Source organism: Dietzia timorensis (genome assembly GCF_020742175.1).
GTDB lineage: Bacteria > Actinomycetota > Actinomycetes > Mycobacteriales > Mycobacteriaceae > Dietzia > Dietzia timorensis_A.
The window spans coordinates 21,351-41,417 of the sequence record NZ_DYXM01000276.1 but is presented as its reverse complement, the minus strand read 5'-3'; the positions used below and the strand labels follow the sequence as shown (position 1 = coordinate 41,417).

Below are 20,067 nucleotides of genomic sequence, written 5' to 3'. Positions count from 1 at the left end.
AGGAACCGAAACAACTTCGTCGGGGTACACGGTACCTGGCGAATCAAGATTTACCAGGAGAAAGCCGCGGGTTAGTCGGAATTTCCCAACTGGGAAAGTTCTTTTATGACGTCGGACGTGGCGGCTCTCAAGTTCTCCACATCCGGCCCCTCGCTCAAGACGGCGCGGGAGACGTTGACCATTGCGGCACCTAGATTCGACCCGCATACACGCCTCACGTCCGAGGCCGTGCCGCCCTGCGCTCCGAAGCCCGGGACCAGCAGAGGGCCATGCTCCGAAGTCACATGTGGGGGGTTCTGCACGGTTGCTCCGATGACCAGCCCGAACGATGGTTCGGAGCCTCCGCGCACCGCAAGATTGCGCTGCCGAACCTCGTCCGCGACCGCCTGTGCCACCGTGGCTGCTCCCCCACTTTCTGAGGAGCTGGTGAGAGTCGCGTTCTGCAGATTCACGGCTTCCGGGTTGGACGTCGCGGCGAGGATGTAGAGCCCCTTGCCCGTCTCCGCGGCGAGGTCGAACGCGGGCGACAATGCACCGACACCGAGGTACGGGGACAGCGTCAGCGCATCGCAATAGAAGGGAGCGTCCGCCGCGAGCCATGCCCGCGCATACGCGGCGAGGGTGGAGCCGATGTCGCCGCGCTTGGCATCGGCGATGACGAGCGCGCCCGTGTCGGTGGCACGCTGGCAGACCTCCTCGAGTACGGCCATGCCCGCCGAGCCGTACGCCTCGAAAAACGCGACCTGCGGCTTGATGGAGGCGGCAAGATCCCCTGCCGCGTCGAGAACTCGATGCGAGAATTCCCGCACTCCCCCGACGTCATCGGCAAGACCCCATTGTGCGAGGAGACTTGGGTGCGGGTCGATGCCCAGACATAGGGAGCCGCGCGTGGCGACAGCGTCCCGCACCCTATTCCCGTACGACTCTACGATTGTCGAGTCACTCATTTGTCGGCATATCCGATCGAATGAAGCTCCTGGAGGGGGCTCACGCCCGCCTCTCCACGTTGCATGGCTTCGATGCCCTGTACGCATGCGGTAACCGCTTGCACCGTCGTCATACATGGGACCTTGCGGCCGATCGCTGCAGAGCGGATCTCGTGGCCGTCGGCGCGGTTGGCGCCGGTGTTCGCGGGGATGTTGATGACCAGATCGACCTCATCGTTGTTGATGTAGTCGATGATCGTGGGCTTCGGGTTGCCCTCGTCATCGAGGGGTGCGGAGCCCGATTCGGTCAGCTTGGTAACCACCGTGCACTCGATGCCATGGCGGCGCAACATCAGCGCAGTGCCCTCCGTCGCGAGAACGGTGAAGCCCAGATCTGCCAGACGCTTCGCGGGGAACAGCACCGAACGCTTCTCGGTGTTGGCGACCGAGACGAAGACGCTGCCCGACAGAGGCAGTGAGCCCTCAGCGGAGAGCTGCCCCTTGGCGAAGGCAATGGCGAAGTCCGAAGCGATTCCCATGACCTCGCCTGTCGACTTCATCTCCGGGCTAAGCAGCGAGTCGACGATTCGGCCCGACGGCGTGCGGAAGCGATTGAACGGGAGGACCGCTTCCTTCACCGCCACCGGTGCGTCGGCGGAGATGGAACCGCCGTCGCTGGACTTCGGCAGCGTGCCGTCGGCCTTGAGATCGGCGATCGACTCGCCCATCATGATCCGCGAGCATGCCTTGGCCATCTGCACCCCGGTCGCCTTGGATACGAACGGCACCGTGCGGGAGGCACGAGGATTGGCCTCGAGCACGTAGAGGACGTCGTCCTTGAGCGCGTACTGGACGTTCATCAGGCCCCGTACGCCGATGCCCTTGGCGAGGGCCTCGGTCGATTCGCGCACCCGGTCGATGTCCTCGCGACCAAGGGTGATCGGCGGGAGCGCGCACGCGGAGTCGCCGGAGTGGATGCCGGCCTCCTCGATGTGCTCCATCACTCCGCCCAGGTACATCTCGGTACCGTCGTAGAGTGCGTCGACGTCGATCTCGATGGCGTCGGAGAGGAAGCGGTCAACGAGTACCGGATGGTCGGGGCTCAGATCCGTGGCGCGGTCGATGTAGGACTCTAGCGAGGCTTCGTCGAACACGATTTCCATGCCCCGGCCGCCGAGTACGTAGGAGGGGCGGACGAGGACCGGGTAGCCGATCCGCGCTGCGATGTCCTTGGCCTCGTTGTAGGAGATCGCCGTGCCGAATGCCGGGGCGGGAAGGCCGGCACCGGTGAGCACCTCGCCGAACTCGCGACGGTCCTCGGCGAGGTCGATAGCCTCGGGCAGAGTGCCGCGGATGGGCACACCCGCCTCCTGTAGCGCTGCGGCGAGCCCCAGCGGGGTCTGGCCGCCGAGCTGCACGAGAACGCCCTCGACGGTGCCGGACTCGGTTTCCGCGTAATAGACCTCGAGGACGTCCTCAAGCGTGAGCGGTTCGAAGTACAGGCGGTCCGCGGTGTCGTAGTCGGTGGACACCGTTTCCGGGTTGCAGTTGACCATGACGGTCTCGTAGCCCTTGGCCGACAGCGTCTGTGCGGCGTGGACACACGAGTAGTCGAACTCGATTCCCTGGCCGATGCGGTTCGGGCCCGAGCCGAGGATGATGACCTTCGGCCGTTCTGTTTGCGCCTCGACCTCGGTCTCGGCCGCGGGGTCGAGCTCGTAGGTCGAATAGTGGTACGGCGTCTTGGCTTCGAACTCGGCCGCACAGGTGTCGACCGTCTTGTACACGGGCCGGATGCCGAGGCGGTGGCGAAGCTGGCGCACGCCGTCGGCACCCGCGAACTCCGGACGCAACGCAGCAATCTGCGCGTCGGACAGCCCGTTGTGCTTGGCGAAGCGCAGAAGGTCCTCGTCGAGCACGCGCGCTTCGAGTAGAGCCGCGCGCAGCTCGATAAGGTAGGCGATCTCCTCGAGGAACCATGGATCGATCCCCGAAGCCTCGTGAACCTGCTCAACGCTCGCGCCGAGACGGAGGGCGAGCTCACAATCGTAGATACGGCCTTCGGTAGGGGTCCGCAGATCGTCGAGCACAGCGGCGGCATCGTCGGAACGGCCCGGTGCGACCCGCTCGTCGTCGAGCGTCCAGAATCCCGTCGGCTTCGTCTCCAGTGAGCGGAGCACCTTGCCGAGCGCCTCGCGGAAGTTACGTCCGATGGACATGGCCTCGCCGACAGATTTCATGGTCGTCGTGAGTGTGGTGTCTGCGCCGGGGAACTTTTCAAACGCGAACCGCGGGGCCTTGACCACGACGTAGTCGAGTGTCGGCTCGAAGCAGGCGGGGGTTTCGCCGGTGATGTCGTTGTCGATCTCGTCGAGCGTGTAGCCGACGGCGAGCTTGGCGGCAATCTTCGCGATCGGGAATCCGGTCGCCTTTGACGCCAGCGCCGAGGAGCGGGATACGCGCGGGTTCATCTCGATGACGACGATGCGGCCGTCTTCCGGGTTGACGGCGAACTGGATATTGCAGCCACCCGTGGCGACGCCGACCTCCCGAAGGATATCGATTCCGAGGTCACGCATGCGCTGGTATTCGCGGTCCGTGAGTGTCATCGACGGGGCGACGGTCACCGAGTCGCCGGTGTGGACGCCGAGTGCGTCGACGTTTTCGATGGAGCAGACGATGACGACGTTGTCCTTGCCGTCACGCATGAGCTCGAGCTCGTACTCCTTCCACCCGAGGATCGACTCCTCGATGAGTACGTTCGCGGTCGGGGACGCCGCGAGACCGCCGCCGGCGATCCTTTCGAGGTCCTCGTTGGTATATGCGAGCCCGGAGCCGAGCCCGCCCATCGTGAACGAGGGCCGGACGACGACGGGGAGTCCGAGTTCGGCGACCGAATCGTAGACCTCGTCCATGGTGTAGCACACGCGCGAACGGGCGGATTCTCCCCCGACCTTGGCGACGATGTCCTTGAACGTCTGCCGGTCCTCGCCGCGGTTGATCGCGGGTATGTCCGCGCCGATGAGTTCGACGCCGTGCTTGTCGAGGATCCCCTGGGCATCGAGCTGCATCGCGGCGTTGAGTGCGGTCTGACCGCCGAGCGTCGCGAGGACGGCATCGATCGGGGTGCCTTCCTCCGCTTCCTTGGCGAAGACCTTGTCGATGAACTCGGGAGTAATCGGTTCGATATAGGTGTGGTCTGCGAACTCGGGATCGGTCATGATCGTCGCCGGGTTCGAGTTGACGAGCGTGACGCGGATTCCCTCTTCGCGAAGCACGCGGCAGGCCTGGGTGCCCGAGTAATCGAACTCGCATGCCTGTCCGATGACGATCGGCCCGGAGCCGATGACCAGGACGTGCTTGATGTCTTCACGACGTGGCATTTACTGGGCCGCCTTTCCGGTTCCGGTCGCAGCCTTGCGTCCGGACATGAGATCGAAGAACTTGTCGAACAGATCGGAGGCATCGTGCGGACCCGCCGCAGCCTCCGGGTGGTACTGCACCGAGAAGGCGCTGCCATCGACGAGCGCGACACCCTCGACGACGTCGTCGTTCGCGCACACGTGGGTGACGTGCGCCTTACCGAACGGGGAATCCCACTCGCCGCCCTCCGGCGACTTGAGCGCGAAGCCGTGGTTCTGCGAGGTGATCGCGACCTTGCCGGTCGAGAGCTCCTTGACCGGAACGTTGATTCCGCGGTGCCCGAACTGCATCTTGTAGGTGTCGAGACCCAGCGCTCTGCCGAGGATCTGGTTGCCGAAGCAGATCCCGAAGAACGGGATCTTCTCCCCCAGCACCTGTGAGGTGAGCTGAACGGCGGCGTCAGCTGTGGCCGGATCGCCGGGGCCATTGGACAAGAACACCCCGTCGGGGTTGATCGCCTTGATGTCGTCGAGCGTGGCATCGTGCGGAAGCACGTGAACCTCGATGCCGCGCTTCGCGAGCATGCGGGGGGTATTCGACTTGATACCGAGGTCGAGTGCCGCGACGCGAAGCTTGGTCTCCTCCGGCGAGACCACGTAGGACTTCGTTGTCGACACCTCCGCGGAGAGGTTCGCGCCGGCCATCGACTCCTGGCCACGTACCTTCTCCAAGAGCGCGTCGGTGTCGCCTCCCGAGAGCGCCTCACCGGAGAAGATCCCGGCCTTCATCGATCCACGGTCGCGGAGACGGCGCACGATCGTGCGGGTGTCCACGCCACTGATACCGACGATGCCCTGTTCGGCAAGTTCCGATTCGAGTGTGCGCTCCGAGCGCCAGTTCGAAGCCCGGCGGGAGCTGTCGCGGATCACGAATCCCGAGACCCAGACCTTGCCGGAGGAATCGGTGGCCCCGTCCACACGGGACTCGCCGTCCTCGGAATTCCATCCGGTGTTACCGATCTGCGGCGCCGTGGCGACCACGATCTGCCGGCAGTACGAGGGATCCGTCAGCGTCTCCTGGTATCCGGACATGCCTGTGGTGAACACGGCTTCGCCGAGGGTCTCGCCCTGCGCGCCGTAGGTGAAGCCGCGATGGATGCTGCCGTCCTCAAGTACCAATACGGCCGGATCGGGGATCAAGCCACCGCCCGTTGCCTGCGTGAGGCTGCTCATTTGCTCTCCTTCAATTCCGTCCAAGCCGAGTAGTTGTCTTTTTCGTCCGCGCGGAAGCCGGTGTCGATGTCGATGGGATCGCCGTTGCCTTCTGCGGTCCAGGTGAAAACTAGGATTCCCTTGCCGGGCACGACCTTGTTCGCGATGCGAGAATCGGTGCGTACGGCGCGCAGGTCCGTCTGAGGGATCCAGATCTGTCCGCCGTCAAGGTTGAGCAAGATGCCCTCCGGGTAGGCGATGAGGTTGCCTGCGCTGCGGAAGCCCAGCGGTTCCTGCACGACGCGGTCCTGCCAATGTCCGGCGGTCGTCGATCCCACGTACACCCCGCTGAGTGGTTCGAGAATCGGTTCGCCGAGCGTGGTCGGCACGGTCGGAAGGGTGCCGAGGGCGCCGTCTTGCGTCTTCTTCCTCGTGTTCCAGCCCTTCCACATGAGAAGTGCCGCGACGACGACGATGACGGCCGCGATGATCGCGGTCCACGTATTTTGAGTCATCGTTCCTGCCTCACTTCGTTCTCGCGCTGATGGGTGACCTTGCCGCGCAGAATCGTCGTCGACACCGTCATCTGGAAGGTCATGCCCGCATAAGGGGTGTTCTCCGACAGGCTCTGCAGGCCATCCGGAGTCACGGTCCATTCCCGCTTGTCGTCGATGACGGCGATGTTGGCGGGTTCGCCCACCGCAAGAGGCCTGCCCTGATCGGCTAGACCGGAGATCTGCGCCGGCCGCTCACTCATCACGCGTGCGACCCACCGCCAGTCGCACTCGCCGGACTCGACGAACAACTGCGCCACGATGGGAAGCGCTGTCTCGAGGCCGAGCATGCCGGGACGCGCCTGGGCGAACTCGCAACATTTCTCCTGGCTTGCGTGGGGAGCATGGTCTGTGGCGACACAGTCGACCACGCCGTCCTTGAGTGCCTGGCGCAGCGCGGCTGCGTCGCTGGACTCGCGCAATGGCGGATTGACGCGAAAGACTCCGTCGTAGGTGTCGAGTCTGGAGTCGTCGAGAATGAGGTGGTGCGGCGTCACTTCCGCGGTGATATCGACACCTTGGGCCTTCGCCCACCTGAGGAGTTCAACGGTGCCCGCCGTCGAGGCGTGGCAGATGTGGACGCGCGCGCCGGCGTCGCGGGCCAGCAGCGCATCGCGCGCGACGATGGATTCCTCCGCGGCGCGCGGCCACCCGGCAAGTCCGAGTCGCGCCGCATTCGGGCCCTCGTGTGCGACTGCGCCAACGGTGAGCCGCGGTTCCTCGGCATGCTGGGCGATGAGCACTCCGAGCGAGGCCGAGTATTCGAGAGCGCGTCGCATGATCATGGGCTCGTGCACGCACTTGCCGTCGTCGGAGAAGATCTTGACCTTCCCTTCTCCCGACGCCATTTGGCCCATCTCTGCGAGCTGGGCGCCTTCGAGACCCACGGTGACCGCGCCGACCGGATGCACATCGCACAGGCCGACCTCGCGACCGATGCGATACACCGAATCTGTGACCGTCTGATTGTCGGCGACCGGCTGGGTGTTCGCCATCGCGAACACAGCGGTGTAGCCGCCGCTGGCCGCCGCGCGGGAACCGGACTCGATGGTCTCGGTGTCCTCGCGTCCGGGCTCGCGCAGGTGCGTATGCATGTCGACGAAACCCGGGAGCGCCACCTGGCCGCTGCAATCGAGGACGGTGGCGCCCTCGGCCGCGAGACCCGGGCCGATCTCGGTGATCACACTCGAGTCGATGCGCACGTCGACCGCGTCGCCTTCTCCATACAGGCGGACTCCCTTGAGCAGGAGCGAACTATTGTCTGACTTCTGTTGAGTCACTTACGCGTTTCCTTCCGAGTGGACCAGCGAGCGCAGTAGCACGGCCATGCGCAGGTGGATTCCGTTGGTCACCTGGTCGAGAACGGCTGACGACGGGGCGTCGGCAACCGAGAAGCCGATCTCCATTCCCCGCACCATCGGACCGGGGTGGAGGACGGCGGCGTGCGAGGGAAGCCGCGCCGCGCGCGCAGCGGACAACCCGTACCGCACCGCGTACTCGCGGGGCGAGGGGAAGAAACCGCCGTTCATGCGTTCTGCCTGCACGCGGAGCATCATCACCGCGTCGGCGTCGACGAGCTCGGCGTCCAGGTCGTCACTCATCCGAACCGGCCAGGTATCGACCCCGACCGGCTGCAACGTGCGCGGTGCCACGAGCACGACCTCGGCCCCGAGGGTGTCGAGAAGGATCGCGTTGGAACGTGCCACGCGCGAGTGCAGGATGTCGCCGACGATGACCACCTTGCGGCCGGCGAAACCGCCGAGCTTCTCGCGGATCGTCATCGCGTCGAGCAGCGCCTGGGTCGGATGCTCGTGCATGCCGTCACCGGCGTTGACGATGGTTGTCCGCGTGCCCTCGGCGGCCATCCAGCCGGCGAGCTGCTGCGCAGCCCCGGAGGCAGGATGGCGGACGATGAGCATGTCCGCGCCGATGGAGGACAGCGTGAGGGCGGTGTCGCGCAGCGATTCGCCTTTCGACACAGAGGACGTGGACGCCGATACGTTGATGACGTCGGCCGACAGCCATTTTCCGGCGGTCTCGAAGGAGACGCGGGTGCGCGTGGAGTTCTCGTAGAACATCGTCATGATCGTTCGGCCGCGCAGGGTCGGAAGTTTGCGCACCTCGCGGTCGAGCAACGAATCCTTGAGCTCACCAGCCTCGTCGAGGAGTGCGTGGATCTCGTCGGCGTCGAGGTCCGCGGCGGACAGCAGATTCCTCATTCGGTCTCCCCTTCCGTCTCGGCGGCGCCGCGATCGAGCAGCACCGCGTCGGCGCCGTCAGTCTCCTCGAGCGTTACCGACACGTCCTCGTGGCGCGCGGTGGGGACGTTTTTTCCGACGTAGTCGGCGCGAATGGGAAGCTCCCGGTGGCCGCGGTCGACGAGGACGGCGAGCTGCACCCTGTCTGGGCGGCCGACGTCGCGCAGGGCATCAAGTGCCGCTCGGACAGTGCGGCCGGAGTAGAGGACGTCGTCGACGAGAATCACGGTGCGGGCGTCGATGCCGGTCTTTGGCATCGTGGTCCGCCCTGCAGCGCGGAGCGGACGCGAGTGGATGTCGTCGCGGTACAGCGTGATGTCGAGGACGCCGACGGGCGGATTCGCGCCGGAGAAGTCTGCGATGCGCTGTGCGAGCCGGCGCGCGAGCGGCTCGCCGCGCGTGGGGATGCCGAGCAACACGGGCAGCGAATCCGCGTCGGGGCTGAGCTCCGTGCGCTCTATAATTTGATGAGCAAGCCTGGAAATTGTGCGTGAGAGGTCCTGCGCGGACATCAGTTCCACGTCACCATTCACCGGCCTCACCTCCTTGTCCGCCTCACGGGACGGCTTGTTAAAGGAATTGATGCGGTTGAAGTCGACGCTGGCGAACCAGCAATTACGAGATTATCAGGCGCCCGTTGTCGGTGCGTCGTCGTCCCCGGCCGATTCAGCGGAATCGTCGGATGCAGACGAGTCTTCGCCGGGCTCGGCGCCCGACGACTCGTCCATTGCGGCCACGGCGGCCTCGGCGGCCTTGATGTGCTCGGCCAATCCCGCGATCTGGTCGAGCACGGCGTTGACGTAGGCCATCGACTTTTCGGCTGCGATGTCCGCCGTCAGAAGCACCGCCTGATCGATGATCGTGGCACGTGGCGTCTCGGCGGGGCCGTACAGAAGTTCCCAGGCGCCAACGCGGAGGATCGCGCGGTCCACCGCGGGAATCCGGTCGAGGACCCAGCCGTCGAGATGGTCGGAGATCGCGTCGTCGATAGTGGTGCGGTGTTCGTCGACGCCCTCGACGATGGAGCGGGCGAACTCCGATACCTCACCGATTTCGGCGTTGAGCGCGCCGAGTTCCTGCCGCTCGCGGGCGAGCTCGGTGGCATCGACGGAACGCATTTCCGCCTCGAAAAGCAGCGATGCCGCGCGCCGCCGGGAACGAAAACGTGTGCCCCGGCGGCGATAGGGGTCGGCCGAAGGGCCGTGTGCGGGCTCGGCCATTCTTAGTCGTTCACCCGGCTCAGGTAGCTGCCGTCGCGGGTGTCGATTCGCAGCTTGTCGCCCGTGTTGATGAACAGCGGGACCTGCACTTCGGCGCCGGTCTCGAGCGTCGCCGGCTTGGTGCCGCCGGTGGAACGGTCGCCCTGCAGGCCCGGGTCCGTCTGCTCGACCACGAGGTTCACCGCGACCGGCATCTCGGCGAACAGCGGAAGACCCTCGTGCATGGACACCTGCACGGTCTCGTTTTCAAGGAGGAACCGCGCGCCGTCGCCCATCACGGTCGGGGTGACGTTGATCTGGTCAAACGTCTCCGAATCCATGAGCACGTAGTCTTCGCCATCGCGGTACAGGTACTGCATGTCGCGACGATCGACGGTGGCGGTCTCGACCTTGACGCCCGCGTTGTAGGTCTTGTCGATGGTTTTGCCCGAGACGACGTTCTTCTGCTTCGTCCGCACGAATGCGGGGCCCTTGCCCGGCTTGACGTGCTGGAACTCGACGATCTGCCAGAGTTCGTTGTCTTCCTTGAGGACTAGCCCGTTCTTGAAATCGGCGGTTGACGCCATAAGCTTCTCCTAGCTCTTGCCGGTTGTCTGTCTACAGTTGTCTAGTTCGTATGCCCGTTGCCGCTACAGCTCGAGCAGTTCCTTCGAGGTGGTGGTCAGCACGCGCGGCGCGCCGTCGGTCACCAGCATGGTGTCCTCGATCCGTACACCGCCGCGTCCGGGAAGGTAGATGCCAGGCTCGACGGTCACCACGTCGCCGCGCAATAGTGTACTGGTGCTGGACTGAGATAACCCAGGCGATTCGTGAACGTCCAGGCCAACGCCGTGCCCGAGCGAATGTCCGAAGTACTCGCCGAAGCCGGCTTCGGAAATCACCTCACGCGCCGCCGAGTCCGCGTCCTTGCAGGAAGAACCGTCGATGACGGCGGACGTGCCGGTCCGCTGGGCGGAGAGGGTGACCTCGTAGATCTCCCTCTGCCAGTCGCCGAGTGGGCCGATCCCCACTGTGCGCGTGCAGTCCGAGGCGTACCCGGACACGTAGGCCCCGAAGTCCACGACCACCAGGTCGCCGGAGACGAGTTCGCGGTCGCCTGCGTGATAATGCGGTAGCGCACCATTGGGGCCCGAGCCGACGATGGTGTCGAAGGACACGCCGTCCGATCCAGCCTGCCGCATGTGCCATTCGAGATCGGCGGCGACCTGGCGCTCGGTGCGGCCGGCCGTGATCTGTCCCGCCTCGACCAGCGCGGTCCACGCCTCATCGGCGACAGCGCATGCCCGGGCGATGATCTCTACCTCGACGTCATCCTTGATGCGTCGTGCTTCCTCGACGTGTCCGGCGGCGGGATGAAATTCGATGCCGTGGGCGAGCGCGGCGAATTCGTCGCGCAGCCCGGTGAGCTGGGCGACGGTGAGGTTGGCGTCGTCGATGCCGACGAGTCCGCCGCGGGTACCTAGGGCAGCGGAAACGACGCTACCCGAGTAAGTGCGGGTGATCTCGACTTCCACGCCGGGATCGAGCTCGGTTTTGACCTGCTCGGCGTAACGGCTGTCGGAGGCGAAGAAGGTGCGCCCGTCGGCGGCGAGGAACGCCGCACCCGCTGAACCGCTGAAGCCCGTGAGGTACCGGATGTTGTTGAGATCGGTGATGAGGAGGCCGTCGAAGTCCTCGCTGTACGAGTCGGCGGCGAGGTTCTCGAGGACCCGCGCGCGGCGGGACGCGAAATCGGGCGTGGCGGTGCTCATAGGAAAATGCCTCCCCCGCTGGTGTTGTGGCCCTCGCTGATCGCGGCGTACGCCGCGGCCATGAGCGTGGGATCCGGTCCTTCGAGGCGGCTCGGCTTGCCGAGACCGTCGATGACGACGAAGCGCAACAGTCCTGAGTGGTTCTTCTTATCGCCCTGCATGAGCTCGAGCAGGCGAGAGAAAGCGCCCTCGTCATAGCCGGAGGGGAGCCCGACGAGCTTGAGGATCGCCGCGTGGCGGTCCGCGGTGGCATCGTCGAGACGGCCGGCGAGCCTCGACAGCTCGGCCACGAAGCACATACCGACGGCGACGGCCGCGCCGTGGCGCCAGCGGTAGCTCTCTCGCCGCTCGATGGCGTGGCCGAGCGTGTGCCCATAGTTGAGGATCTCGCGCAGGTCCGATTCCTTGAGATCCTTGCCCACGACGTCGGCCTTGACCTGGACACTGCGGCGGATGAGCTCGACCATCGTCTCGCCCTCCGGGTCGAGCGCAGCTTGCGGGTCGCGTTCGATGATGTCGAGAATCTCGGGGTCTGCGATAAACCCGCACTTGATCACCTCGGCCATTCCCGACACGATTTCGTTCGGAGGAACCGTGGCAAGTGTGGCTGTGTCGACGAGAACTGCGGCGGGTTCGTGGAAGACGCCCACGAGGTTCTTGCCCGCATCGGTGTTGATTCCGGTCTTGCCGCCGACCGCGGCGTCGACCATCCCGAGGAGAGTCGTGGGCACCTGCACGACGTTGACCCCGCGCATCCACGTCGCGGCGACGAAGCCGGCGAGATCCGTGGCCGCGCCGCCACCGAGGCCGATGATGGTGTCCCTGCGGCCGAGGCCGATCTGCCCGAGAACGTCCCAGCAGTAGCCGGCCACGGTGAGGTCCTTGCCGTCCTCTGCGTCGGGGATCTCGAGTCGATGGGCCTCGTATCCGGCTTCTTCGATTGCCTCGCGCAGCCCCTCGGCTGTTTCGGCCAGCGGCGGCTGATAAATGACGGCGACTCGGCGGGAGGCACCGCACGCCTTGATGATCTCCGGCAGCAGCCCACGGCCGATCGTCACGGTATAAGGATGGGCGGATTCGACTCGAACCTGGACTGGTTCATTTACGCGCTCTGTCAACGCCTACTCCTCATGTGTGTTTGTCGTCATTCGATTCTTCTGCGAGTTCCGTCGCCAATGCCGGGTCGAGGAACTCGACAAGCTCTCTCACCACTTTGCCAGTGCTGCGGCGTTCGGTTGAAACGGAGATGGTCGAGACCTCTTTATAGAGTGGCGCCCGGTCGGTGTGAAGCTGCTGGTAGCGGGCAAGCACATCGGAACCGGCGAGCAGCGGGCGGTTCCCTCCCCCGCTGCGACGCGATCCCTCTGCCACGCCGATCGTCAGGTGGACAACCGTGAAATCGTGGAGCCGCTTACGGGTTGCGTCCCTCATGATCGCTCCCCCGCCGAGGGACACCACGCCCGTGGCGGAAGCGAGTGCATCGGCCACTATGCGCTCCTCGGTGTCGCGGAAGTAGTCCTCACCACGCGAGGAGAAAATCTCCGGGATGGTGCTGCGTTGGTCGACCTCGATGAGATGGTCGGTGTCCGCGAAGGAAACCCCGAGGGCTTTTGCGAGGCGTTTGCCCACGGTCGTCTTTCCGGAGCCCGGCATGCCGATGACGACGTACGGTCCGGGCCACGGCTCACGGTCGCGTTTCGGGGAGGAACGAGTGGAGGACATGGCTGCGAGGTTTCGGCCCACTACTCTTGGCCGAAGTTGAGGCGCTCGGACACGCGCTCCCGGTAGGCCTCGTAATTGCGGCGCGTCTCGGCAAGCGAGTCGCCTCCGAACTTCGCCAGCACGGCGCGGGCAACGACGCAGGCCACCGCGGCCTCAGCGACGACGCCGGCGGCGGGAACCGCGCACACATCGGAACGCTGGTGAATCGCCGATGCTTTCGACCCGTCGGACATGTCCACCGTCGACAACGCGCGCGGCACTGTCGAAATCGGCTTCATCGCCGCGCGTACCCGCAGTTGTTGTCCGTTGGTCATTCCGCCTTCGAGACCGCCGGCGCGGTTGGTCGAACGCGTCACTCCGTCGTCATCGACGTAGATTTCATCGTGTGCCTGCGAACCACGGCGCCTGGCTGTGGTGAAGCCGTCGCCGACCTCGACGCCCTTGATCGCCTGGATGCCCATGAGCTCGCCGGCGAGCTGCGAATCGAGCCGCTCGGGTCCCGAGATATGCGATCCCAGCCCGATCGGCAGCGAGTCGACGATGACTTCTACGACGCCGCCGAGGGTGTCGCCGGCCTTCTTTGCGGCCTCGATGCGGGAGATCATGTCCGCTTCAGCCTCTGACCCGAAGGCGCGGACGGGGCTGTCGTCGATTGCGGCGAGATCTGACGGGTCGGGAGTTGGTCCCTCATAGGGTGCGGACTCGCCGATGGAGATGATGTGGGAGATGACCTCGGTGCCGAACATTTCGCGCAGGAAATTCCGGGCGATGGTGCCGCAGACGACGCGCGACGCGGTCTCGCGGGCACTGGCGCGTTCCAGCACCATGCGTGCGTCGTCGAAGTCATACTTGAGCATTCCGGCGTAATCGGCGTGACCGGGACGGGGGCGTGTGAGCTTCGCCGCGCGCGCCTGGTCCTCGATCTCCGACGGATCGATTGGGTCGGCGGACATGATCTGATCCCACTTGGGCCACTCGGTATTGCCGATTTCGATGGCTATGGGAGAGCCGATCGTCTTACCGTGGCGGATGCCGGTGAGCAGTCGCAACGCGTCCTGCTCGAACTTCATCCGCGCGCCGCGCCCATAGCCGAGCCGGCGGCGGCCGAGTTGGGTTGCGATGTCTTCGCGCACGATGCCGACCCCGGCGACCATGCCTTCGACCATGGCCACCAGCGACTGGCCGTGCGATTCTCCTGCAGTAGTCCACTTGAGCACGAGGTCAAGTATCCCACGAACCCCCGTACGAGGGCGATCCGGGTAGTTGGGCCGATTTCTACCCGCCTTGGGCCATGGCCAGAAGCGCGCAACCCACCATGGCCGGTCCGTGCGGGACGTGGCGCGTGCCCTTCGCGGCGAGTAGGACAACACCGATCACGGCTGTGACGGCGAACGGTCCGATGGCGACGAGAACAATGCCGTCGACTCCCCCGATCCCGCCGAGCGCACCGATTGCCGGAGCGATGCGGAGGTCGCCACCGCCGAGGTGATGCGGAGCGAACACGCGGAGCGCGAAATAGGCCGCGGTGAGCGCGAGCGCACCACCGACCACCTGAACCAGGGGCGTGGACCCCTGAGGATTCGCGAGGACATTGACGCCCACGGCGATGGCCGAGACGGCCGGGCCCGCAATTTGGAGTTGCACCGGAATCCGCCGGTGCCGAATATCCACCGCGGCAACGAACAGTGCCCATGGCAGGACGACAGCCAGGGAAGCGAGAGGCGCGCCGTCGGTGTGCACGTGCCGAGCGTAGAGCGGCGGCAGTGTGGTGTGGGGGCGCTACCTGCCTGAACGCGTGGCGAGCGCCTCCCGAAGTGCCCGTGCCATTTCCGCGGCTGGTGCGGGCTCTCCGGTGAACAGCTCGAACTGTCCGAGCGCCTGACCTAGAAGCATGGTGTCGCCGCCGATAACCTCGCCGCCTCCTGCGCGCACCGCGGCACCCAGCGGGGTCGGCCACGGGTTGTATAGCGCGTCGACGAGCCGTGCCGCGGGGCGTACGAGTTCGGTGAGTTCGCGGGCGCCCGCTTCGGGAATTGTGCTGACGACGAGGTCGGCAGAGCTGATCAGGTTGGGTAGCTCCGGGTCGGCGAGGCGAACGTCCGTCGCTTCGACGCCGAAGCGCGCCGCGCATTCCAGAGCCCCGCCGGCGGAGGGTCGCCTGGTGGCGATGACGATCGAGGCGCCCGGGATCCGTGCTATTGCCGCGATGAATGGCTTTGCGGTTCCGCCCGCTCCCAGCAGAACAATCGCCGGACGGGGCGGAAGCTCCGAGTACGCCGACAGGGCAGCGTAGGCTCCGTCGATGTCTGTGCAATCGGCGAGCCATCCGTCGGCGGTGCGCACGAGGGTATTGGCGGAGTCGACGAGGCGTGCACGTTCGGTGACCTCGTCGGCGAACGCGAGCGCCTCGGGTTTGCCGGGCATCGTGACCGAAAATCCCCGGAAGTCCTCCCCTGCCGAACGGACGATATCGGCGAGCTTACCTTCAGGGCAACGGATCGCCTCGTATCTCCATCCGGCTAAGCCGAGGGCCGAGTATCCGGCCGAATGCAGGACAGGTGACAGCGAATGGTCGACCGGGTCTCCCAGCACCGCGGCTTTCGCGGTTGCGGAATGCGCCATGCGATCAGCGGCCGCTGGAAAGCACGCCCGAGTCGACTGCTGCCTGCTGGTTGGCGAGGTGCTGGTTGTAGTCCTCGGTGAACTCGGTTGTGCCGTCGGCGTTGACGGTGACGAAGTACAGCCAAGGGCCTGGCTCCGGGTTCTCCATCGCGCTGATCGCCTCCATCGAAGGGCTGGCGATCGGGCCGTAGGGCAGGCCGTCCTTGGCGTAGGTATTCCAGGGGTTCTCCTCCCCGCGAGCATCGTCGGTCGTCGCGACCTCCTGGTCATCCTGTGTGTAGTTGACCGTCGAGTCGAACTGCAAACGCATGGGCTCGGCCAGACGGTTGAGGATAACCGTGGCGACCTTGCCGTAGTCGGCGGCGCCGGCCTCATGCTGGATGAGAGAGGCCGCCGTCACCAATTCGTAGGGGGTGATATGGATATTCGCGGCCGACTGCACGAGACCGGACTCCTCGTACTGCTTGGTGGAGGAATCGATGAGTTCCCGCCAGACTTCCTCGGCCGAACCCGTCGGGTCGAAGTCGTGGTTGCCCGAGGACAGCAGCCCCTCGAGGCGGCGGGACGGATCCGGCGCGTTGGACACCTCATTGATCGCCCACTCGGGCACGCCCAGCGACGCTGGGTCGGCCGTTTCGGCGACCTGGCGGAACTCCTCTGCGCTCTTACACTGGGGTGCCTCGTTGGCGTCCTCGGAGCGGAGGCACGACGCCTCGGACATGAGTGTGTAAATGCCTTGCGCGCCGGGCCCGCCCACGACGGTGGTGTCCTTGAGACGAGAGCCGGCGGGTACCTGCAGCCAGCCGACGCGTGAGTTCGGGTCCGCGAGCAGTGCGGCAGCCACCGAGCCCTTCATCTCCTCGCGCAGTTGGTAGTAGCCCGGCTGTAGTCCATTGAGTGCCGTGTTGAGGTTCGCTGCTTCGTTGAAAGCCTGCGCCGACTTGACGACGTTGAGGTTCTCTAGCTCTTCGCCGACCTCGCCCAAGGACTCGCCTTCGGAGACCCGGAGCATGACCATGCCCTCGCCTTCCCCGTCGTAGTCTGCTGCGGAGCTCCCGCTGTTTCCGCTGCGATAGACCAGCAGTGCGGCCGCCAGTAGTACGCCGATCAACGCGGCAATCAACAGCGCGCGAATCGGCCCCGCGGTACGGGCTGCTCCGTTTGACTTAGACATCGGGTCCCTAACGTGTCAGCGAAACTCGGATGAAAATTCTCCTGGGAGTTTAACCTGTGTTCCTCTCAGGACAGTGCGTCTGGTGCGGCGCGCTGCGAATCAATCCAGCTTTGCAGTATTGCCACCGCGGCGGCTTGGTCGATAATCGAACGTTGCTTTTTCGCGTTTTTGCCCGCCGAGTGAAGCTGTCCGGTCGCCTGAACAGTGCTTAGGCGTTCGTCGGTCGTGCGCAGCTCGACCTCCTCGGGAAGGACGGTCGCCAACTGCTCGCAGAACGACTGCGCCATCTCGGTGGACTGGGTGTGCCGCCCCGCGAGGCTCGCCGGAAGGCCCACGACCACGGCGACCGCGTCGTATTCGCGAGCGAGATCGAGCACGCGGGTGATCTCCCTGCCCCAGGGCGCAGCCGTGTTCTTCGGGCCGTCGCTGACCTGGAGTGTCTCCACCGGCGTGGCGAGAATGCTGTCCGGGTCCGAGACGGCGATACCGATACGCGCGAGCCCCACATCGATGCCGAGACGACGGCCTCTGCTCAAAGCCACCGGCCGCTACCTCTGTAGAACCGAACGAAGCTGCGAGATCGCAGCATCGATGCCGTCCGGATTCGTGCCGGCGCCCTGCGCCATGTCGGGCTTCCCGCCGCCGCGTCCGCCAAGCGGTTCGGCGATGGTCTTGACGAGGTCACCCGCCTTGAGTCCGGTGTCCTGGCCGGCCTTCGTCACGCCGAGTACGAACGGCACCTTGTCTCCGTCCTTCGCGGTGAGGAAGACGACCCCCGGCTCCGAGCCCAGACGGCCCTTGAGGTCTTGGGCGAGTTGTCGAAGATCGCCTGCCGAGGTGCCCTCGGGCACCGTTTCGGACACCAGGAGCAGATCGCCGACTCGTTCAGCCTTGTCGACAAGCTGGCCGGCGTTGGCGGCCAGCTGTGCCGTGCGAAGGGAGTTGATCTCCTTCTCGGCGTTCTTGAGCCTGTCGGACAGGGAATCGACGCGATCCTGCACCTGATCTGCCGGTGCCTTGAGCGCGGTCGCAAGACCCGACAACACGGCGCGCTCGCGCGCCTGATGCCTGAACGCGTCCATGCCGACATAGGCCTCGACGCGCCGCACACCGGAACCGATCGAGGATTCACCGAGGAACACAACGGGCCCGATCTGAGCGCTGGAGCCGACGTGGGTTCCGCCGCAGAGTTCGATCGAGAACGGTCCGCCGATCTCGACGACGCGGACCTCGTCGCCGTAGTTCTCGCCGAACAGCGCCATAGCGCCCATGTTCTTCGCCTTTTCCAGCGAGGTTTCGATGGTGTTGACCTCGTAGTCGGCGTCGATCGCCGAGTTGGTCAGCTCCTCGATCTGGGCCAGTACGTCCGAGGGGACGGCGTCCGTCGAGGAGAAGTCGAAGCGAAGGTAGCCCGGACGGTTGAGCGAACCCGCCTGCACGGCGTCACTCCCGAGGATCTGACGGAGCGCCGCGTGAACCATGTGGGTTCCCGAGTGTGCCTGGTTGGCACCCTTGCGCCACAGCGGATTGACCTCGGCGGCCGCGGATTGGCCGAGCTCGAGGCCGCCGCTGGTGACGGTGGCGCGGTGGACCCATAGGCGCTTTCCGATTTTCTGTACGTCGCCGACGTCGACGCGGGCGCCCGAGGCTGTGGTGATGAGACCGCGGTCGCCGAGCTGACCGCCGGCCTCCGCGTAGAACGGCGTGCGGTCGAGGATGATCTCCACCGAATCGCCCTCGGCCACCTCGTTGACCGCTTGTCCATCGCGCACCAGGCCGACGATCTCGCCCTCGCCGGTGAGCTCGTCGTAGCCGAGGAAACGGGTGTCGCCGAGATCAAGGAACGGGCGGTACACGCTGAGGTCGGCGTGGGCGTGCTTCTTCGACTTCGAATCGGCCTTCGCTCGGGCCTTCTGCTCTGCCATGAGCTCGCGGAACCCGGCCTCGTCGACCTCAAGACCGGACTCGGCGGCCATCTCGAGGGTCAGATCGAGTGGGAAGCCGTGGGTGTCGTGGAGGGTGAACGCCTCGCTGCCGCTGAGCGTTTTCCTGCCGGCGGACTTGGTGGACTCGGCGGTCCTCTCGAACAGGGCGGTGCCGGACTCGAGTGTCTTGAGGAACGCGGTCTCCTCGGCCACGGCGACCTTCGAGAGCCGGTCGAACATATCGACGGTCTCCGGGAAGGACGGGCCGATCGAGTCGCGGACGACAGCCATGAACTCGGCCATCGTCTCTCCTTCTGCTCCGAGAAGGCGGGCCGAGCGGACGATGCGGCGCAGCAGCCGGCGAAGGATGTAGCCGCGACCCTCGTTGCCTGGGGTCACTCCGTCCGCGATGAGCATGTAGCCGGTGCGGGCGTGGTCGGCGATGACGCGGAATCGAACGTCGTCGGAGTGCGTGCGGCCGTACACCGCGCCCGTGAGCTTCTCTGCGGTCTCGATGACCGGGCGCAGCAGGTCGGTTTCGTAGACGTTCTCCACGCCCTGCAGGAGAAACGCGACACGTTCGATGCCCATGCCGGTATCGATGTTCTTCTTCGGCAACGGGCCGAGGATCTCGAAGGAATCTTTTCCGGAACCTTCGCCTCGCTCGTTCTCCATGAACACGAGGTTCCAGATCTCGATATAGCGGTCCTCGTCGGCCTCGGGCCCACCGTCGACGCCGTACTCCGGGCCGCGGTCGTAAAAGATCTCCGAGCACGGGCCGCACGGCCCGGGAATGCCCATGGACCAGTAGTTATCGGCCATGCTGCGGCGCTGGATCCGCTCGGCGGGGATGCCGACCTTGTCGCGCCAGATGTCCGCCGCCTCGTCGTCGGTGAGGTAGACGGTGACCCACAGGCGATCGGGATCGATCCCGAAGCCGCCGTCGTCGACGGAGCCGGTGAGCAGCGACCACGCATTCGTGATCGCGCCTTCCTTGAAGTAATCGCCGAACGAGAAGTTGCCGGCCATCTGGAAAAACGTGTTGTGGCGGGTGGTGATGCCGACCTCGTCGATATCCAGGGTCCTCACGCACTTCTGGATCGACACGGCGGTATCGAATGGCGGGGTCTGCGCGCCGAGGAAGTACGGCTTGAACGGCACCATCCCGGCGTTGACGAAGAGAAGGTTGGGGTCGTCCAGCAGCAGCGACGCGCTCGGCACCTCGGTGTGTCCGGTCTTCGTGAAGTGCTCGATAAAGCGACGACGAATCTCATGGGTCTGCACTGTGCTGCCTAACCTTCCCCGCATGCTGATCTAATGGTGCGTGCTGCCGCTAAATCC

At 65.5% G+C, this 20,067-nt stretch carries 18 protein-coding genes; all 18 read right to left on the bottom strand.

Annotation, left to right across the window (positions count from 1 at the left end; genetic code table 11):
* Positions 1-71: 71 nt before the first annotated feature.
* The 18 genes from pyrF to alaS all read right to left on the bottom strand — a co-directional run bounded on the left by pyrF (position 72) and on the right by alaS (position 20,010).
* Positions 72-947 carry an orotidine-5'-phosphate decarboxylase gene (gene pyrF / locus K8V11_RS14370; RefSeq protein ID WP_303915756.1) on the bottom strand — a complete coding sequence of 292 codons (876 nt, stop codon included), beginning with the start codon at positions 945-947 and terminating at the stop codon, positions 72-74.
* Positions 944-4,309 (bottom strand): carbamoyl-phosphate synthase large subunit, encoded by a 3,366-nt coding sequence (gene carB / locus K8V11_RS14365; protein ID WP_303915753.1) that lies wholly within the window; start codon positions 4,307-4,309, stop codon positions 944-946. The genes pyrF and carB overlap by 4 nt, the downstream gene beginning before the upstream one ends.
* Positions 4,310-5,521: a glutamine-hydrolyzing carbamoyl-phosphate synthase small subunit gene (gene carA / locus K8V11_RS14360; RefSeq protein WP_303915750.1), complete on the bottom strand. Its 1,212-nt coding sequence runs from the start codon at positions 5,519-5,521 to the stop codon at positions 4,310-4,312.
* Positions 5,518-6,015 carry a hypothetical protein gene (locus K8V11_RS14355; protein ID WP_303915747.1) on the bottom strand — a complete coding sequence of 166 codons (498 nt, stop codon included), beginning with the start codon at positions 6,013-6,015 and terminating at the stop codon, positions 5,518-5,520. The genes carA and K8V11_RS14355 overlap by 4 nt, the downstream gene beginning before the upstream one ends.
* Positions 6,012-7,334, bottom strand: a complete 1,323-nt coding sequence (locus K8V11_RS14350) for a dihydroorotase (RefSeq protein WP_303915745.1) — start codon at positions 7,332-7,334, stop codon at positions 6,012-6,014. The genes K8V11_RS14355 and K8V11_RS14350 overlap by 4 nt, the downstream gene beginning before the upstream one ends.
* The gene (locus tag K8V11_RS14345; protein ID WP_303915742.1) at positions 7,335-8,273 is read right to left on the bottom strand and encodes an aspartate carbamoyltransferase catalytic subunit; all 939 of its coding nucleotides are present in this window, start codon (positions 8,271-8,273) and stop codon (positions 7,335-7,337) included. It abuts the gene before it with no gap.
* A complete protein-coding gene (gene pyrR, locus K8V11_RS14340) occupies positions 8,270-8,845 on the bottom strand; it encodes a bifunctional pyr operon transcriptional regulator/uracil phosphoribosyltransferase PyrR (protein WP_303915741.1) in 576 nt (191 codons plus the stop codon). The genes K8V11_RS14345 and pyrR overlap by 4 nt, the downstream gene beginning before the upstream one ends.
* 93 nt (positions 8,846-8,938) lie before the next feature.
* Entirely contained in the window at positions 8,939-9,532 is a 594-nt protein-coding gene (gene nusB / locus K8V11_RS14335) for a transcription antitermination factor NusB (RefSeq protein WP_303915738.1), read from the bottom strand.
* A 2-nt stretch (positions 9,533-9,534) separates the two neighbouring features.
* Entirely contained in the window at positions 9,535-10,098 is a 564-nt protein-coding gene (gene efp / locus K8V11_RS14330) for an elongation factor P (RefSeq protein WP_303915735.1), read from the bottom strand.
* Between the two features lie 63 nt (positions 10,099-10,161).
* On the bottom strand, positions 10,162-11,283 hold the full coding sequence (locus tag K8V11_RS14325) for a Xaa-Pro peptidase family protein (RefSeq protein WP_303915732.1): 1,122 nt from the start codon (positions 11,281-11,283) through the stop codon (positions 10,162-10,164).
* Entirely contained in the window at positions 11,280-12,341 is a 1,062-nt protein-coding gene (gene aroB / locus K8V11_RS14320; RefSeq protein ID WP_303915729.1) for a 3-dehydroquinate synthase, read from the bottom strand. The genes K8V11_RS14325 and aroB overlap by 4 nt, the downstream gene beginning before the upstream one ends.
* A 70-nt stretch (positions 12,342-12,411) precedes the next feature.
* Positions 12,412-13,005: a shikimate kinase gene (locus K8V11_RS14315; RefSeq protein ID WP_303915727.1), complete on the bottom strand. Its 594-nt coding sequence runs from the start codon at positions 13,003-13,005 to the stop codon at positions 12,412-12,414.
* A 20-nt stretch (positions 13,006-13,025) separates the two neighbouring features.
* Positions 13,026-14,234: a chorismate synthase gene (gene aroC / locus K8V11_RS14310; protein ID WP_303915855.1), complete on the bottom strand. Its 1,209-nt coding sequence runs from the start codon at positions 14,232-14,234 to the stop codon at positions 13,026-13,028.
* Positions 14,235-14,280: 46 nt separating this feature from the next.
* The gene (locus K8V11_RS14305; RefSeq protein ID WP_303915723.1) at positions 14,281-14,745 is read right to left on the bottom strand and encodes a prepilin peptidase; all 465 of its coding nucleotides are present in this window, start codon (positions 14,743-14,745) and stop codon (positions 14,281-14,283) included.
* 39 nt (positions 14,746-14,784) lie between these two features.
* Positions 14,785-15,627: a shikimate dehydrogenase gene (locus tag K8V11_RS14300; protein ID WP_303915720.1), complete on the bottom strand. Its 843-nt coding sequence runs from the start codon at positions 15,625-15,627 to the stop codon at positions 14,785-14,787.
* A gap of 4 nt (positions 15,628-15,631) precedes the next feature.
* A complete protein-coding gene (mltG, locus tag K8V11_RS14295; RefSeq protein WP_303915718.1) occupies positions 15,632-16,801 on the bottom strand; it encodes an endolytic transglycosylase MltG in 1,170 nt (389 codons plus the stop codon).
* 65 nt (positions 16,802-16,866) lie between these two features.
* Entirely contained in the window at positions 16,867-17,343 is a 477-nt protein-coding gene (gene ruvX / locus K8V11_RS14290) for a Holliday junction resolvase RuvX (protein ID WP_303915716.1), read from the bottom strand.
* 6 nt (positions 17,344-17,349) lie between these two features.
* Positions 17,350-20,010 carry an alanine--tRNA ligase gene (alaS, locus tag K8V11_RS14285; RefSeq protein WP_303915714.1) on the bottom strand — a complete coding sequence of 887 codons (2,661 nt, stop codon included), beginning with the start codon at positions 20,008-20,010 and terminating at the stop codon, positions 17,350-17,352.
* Positions 20,011-20,067 lie beyond the last annotated feature (57 nt).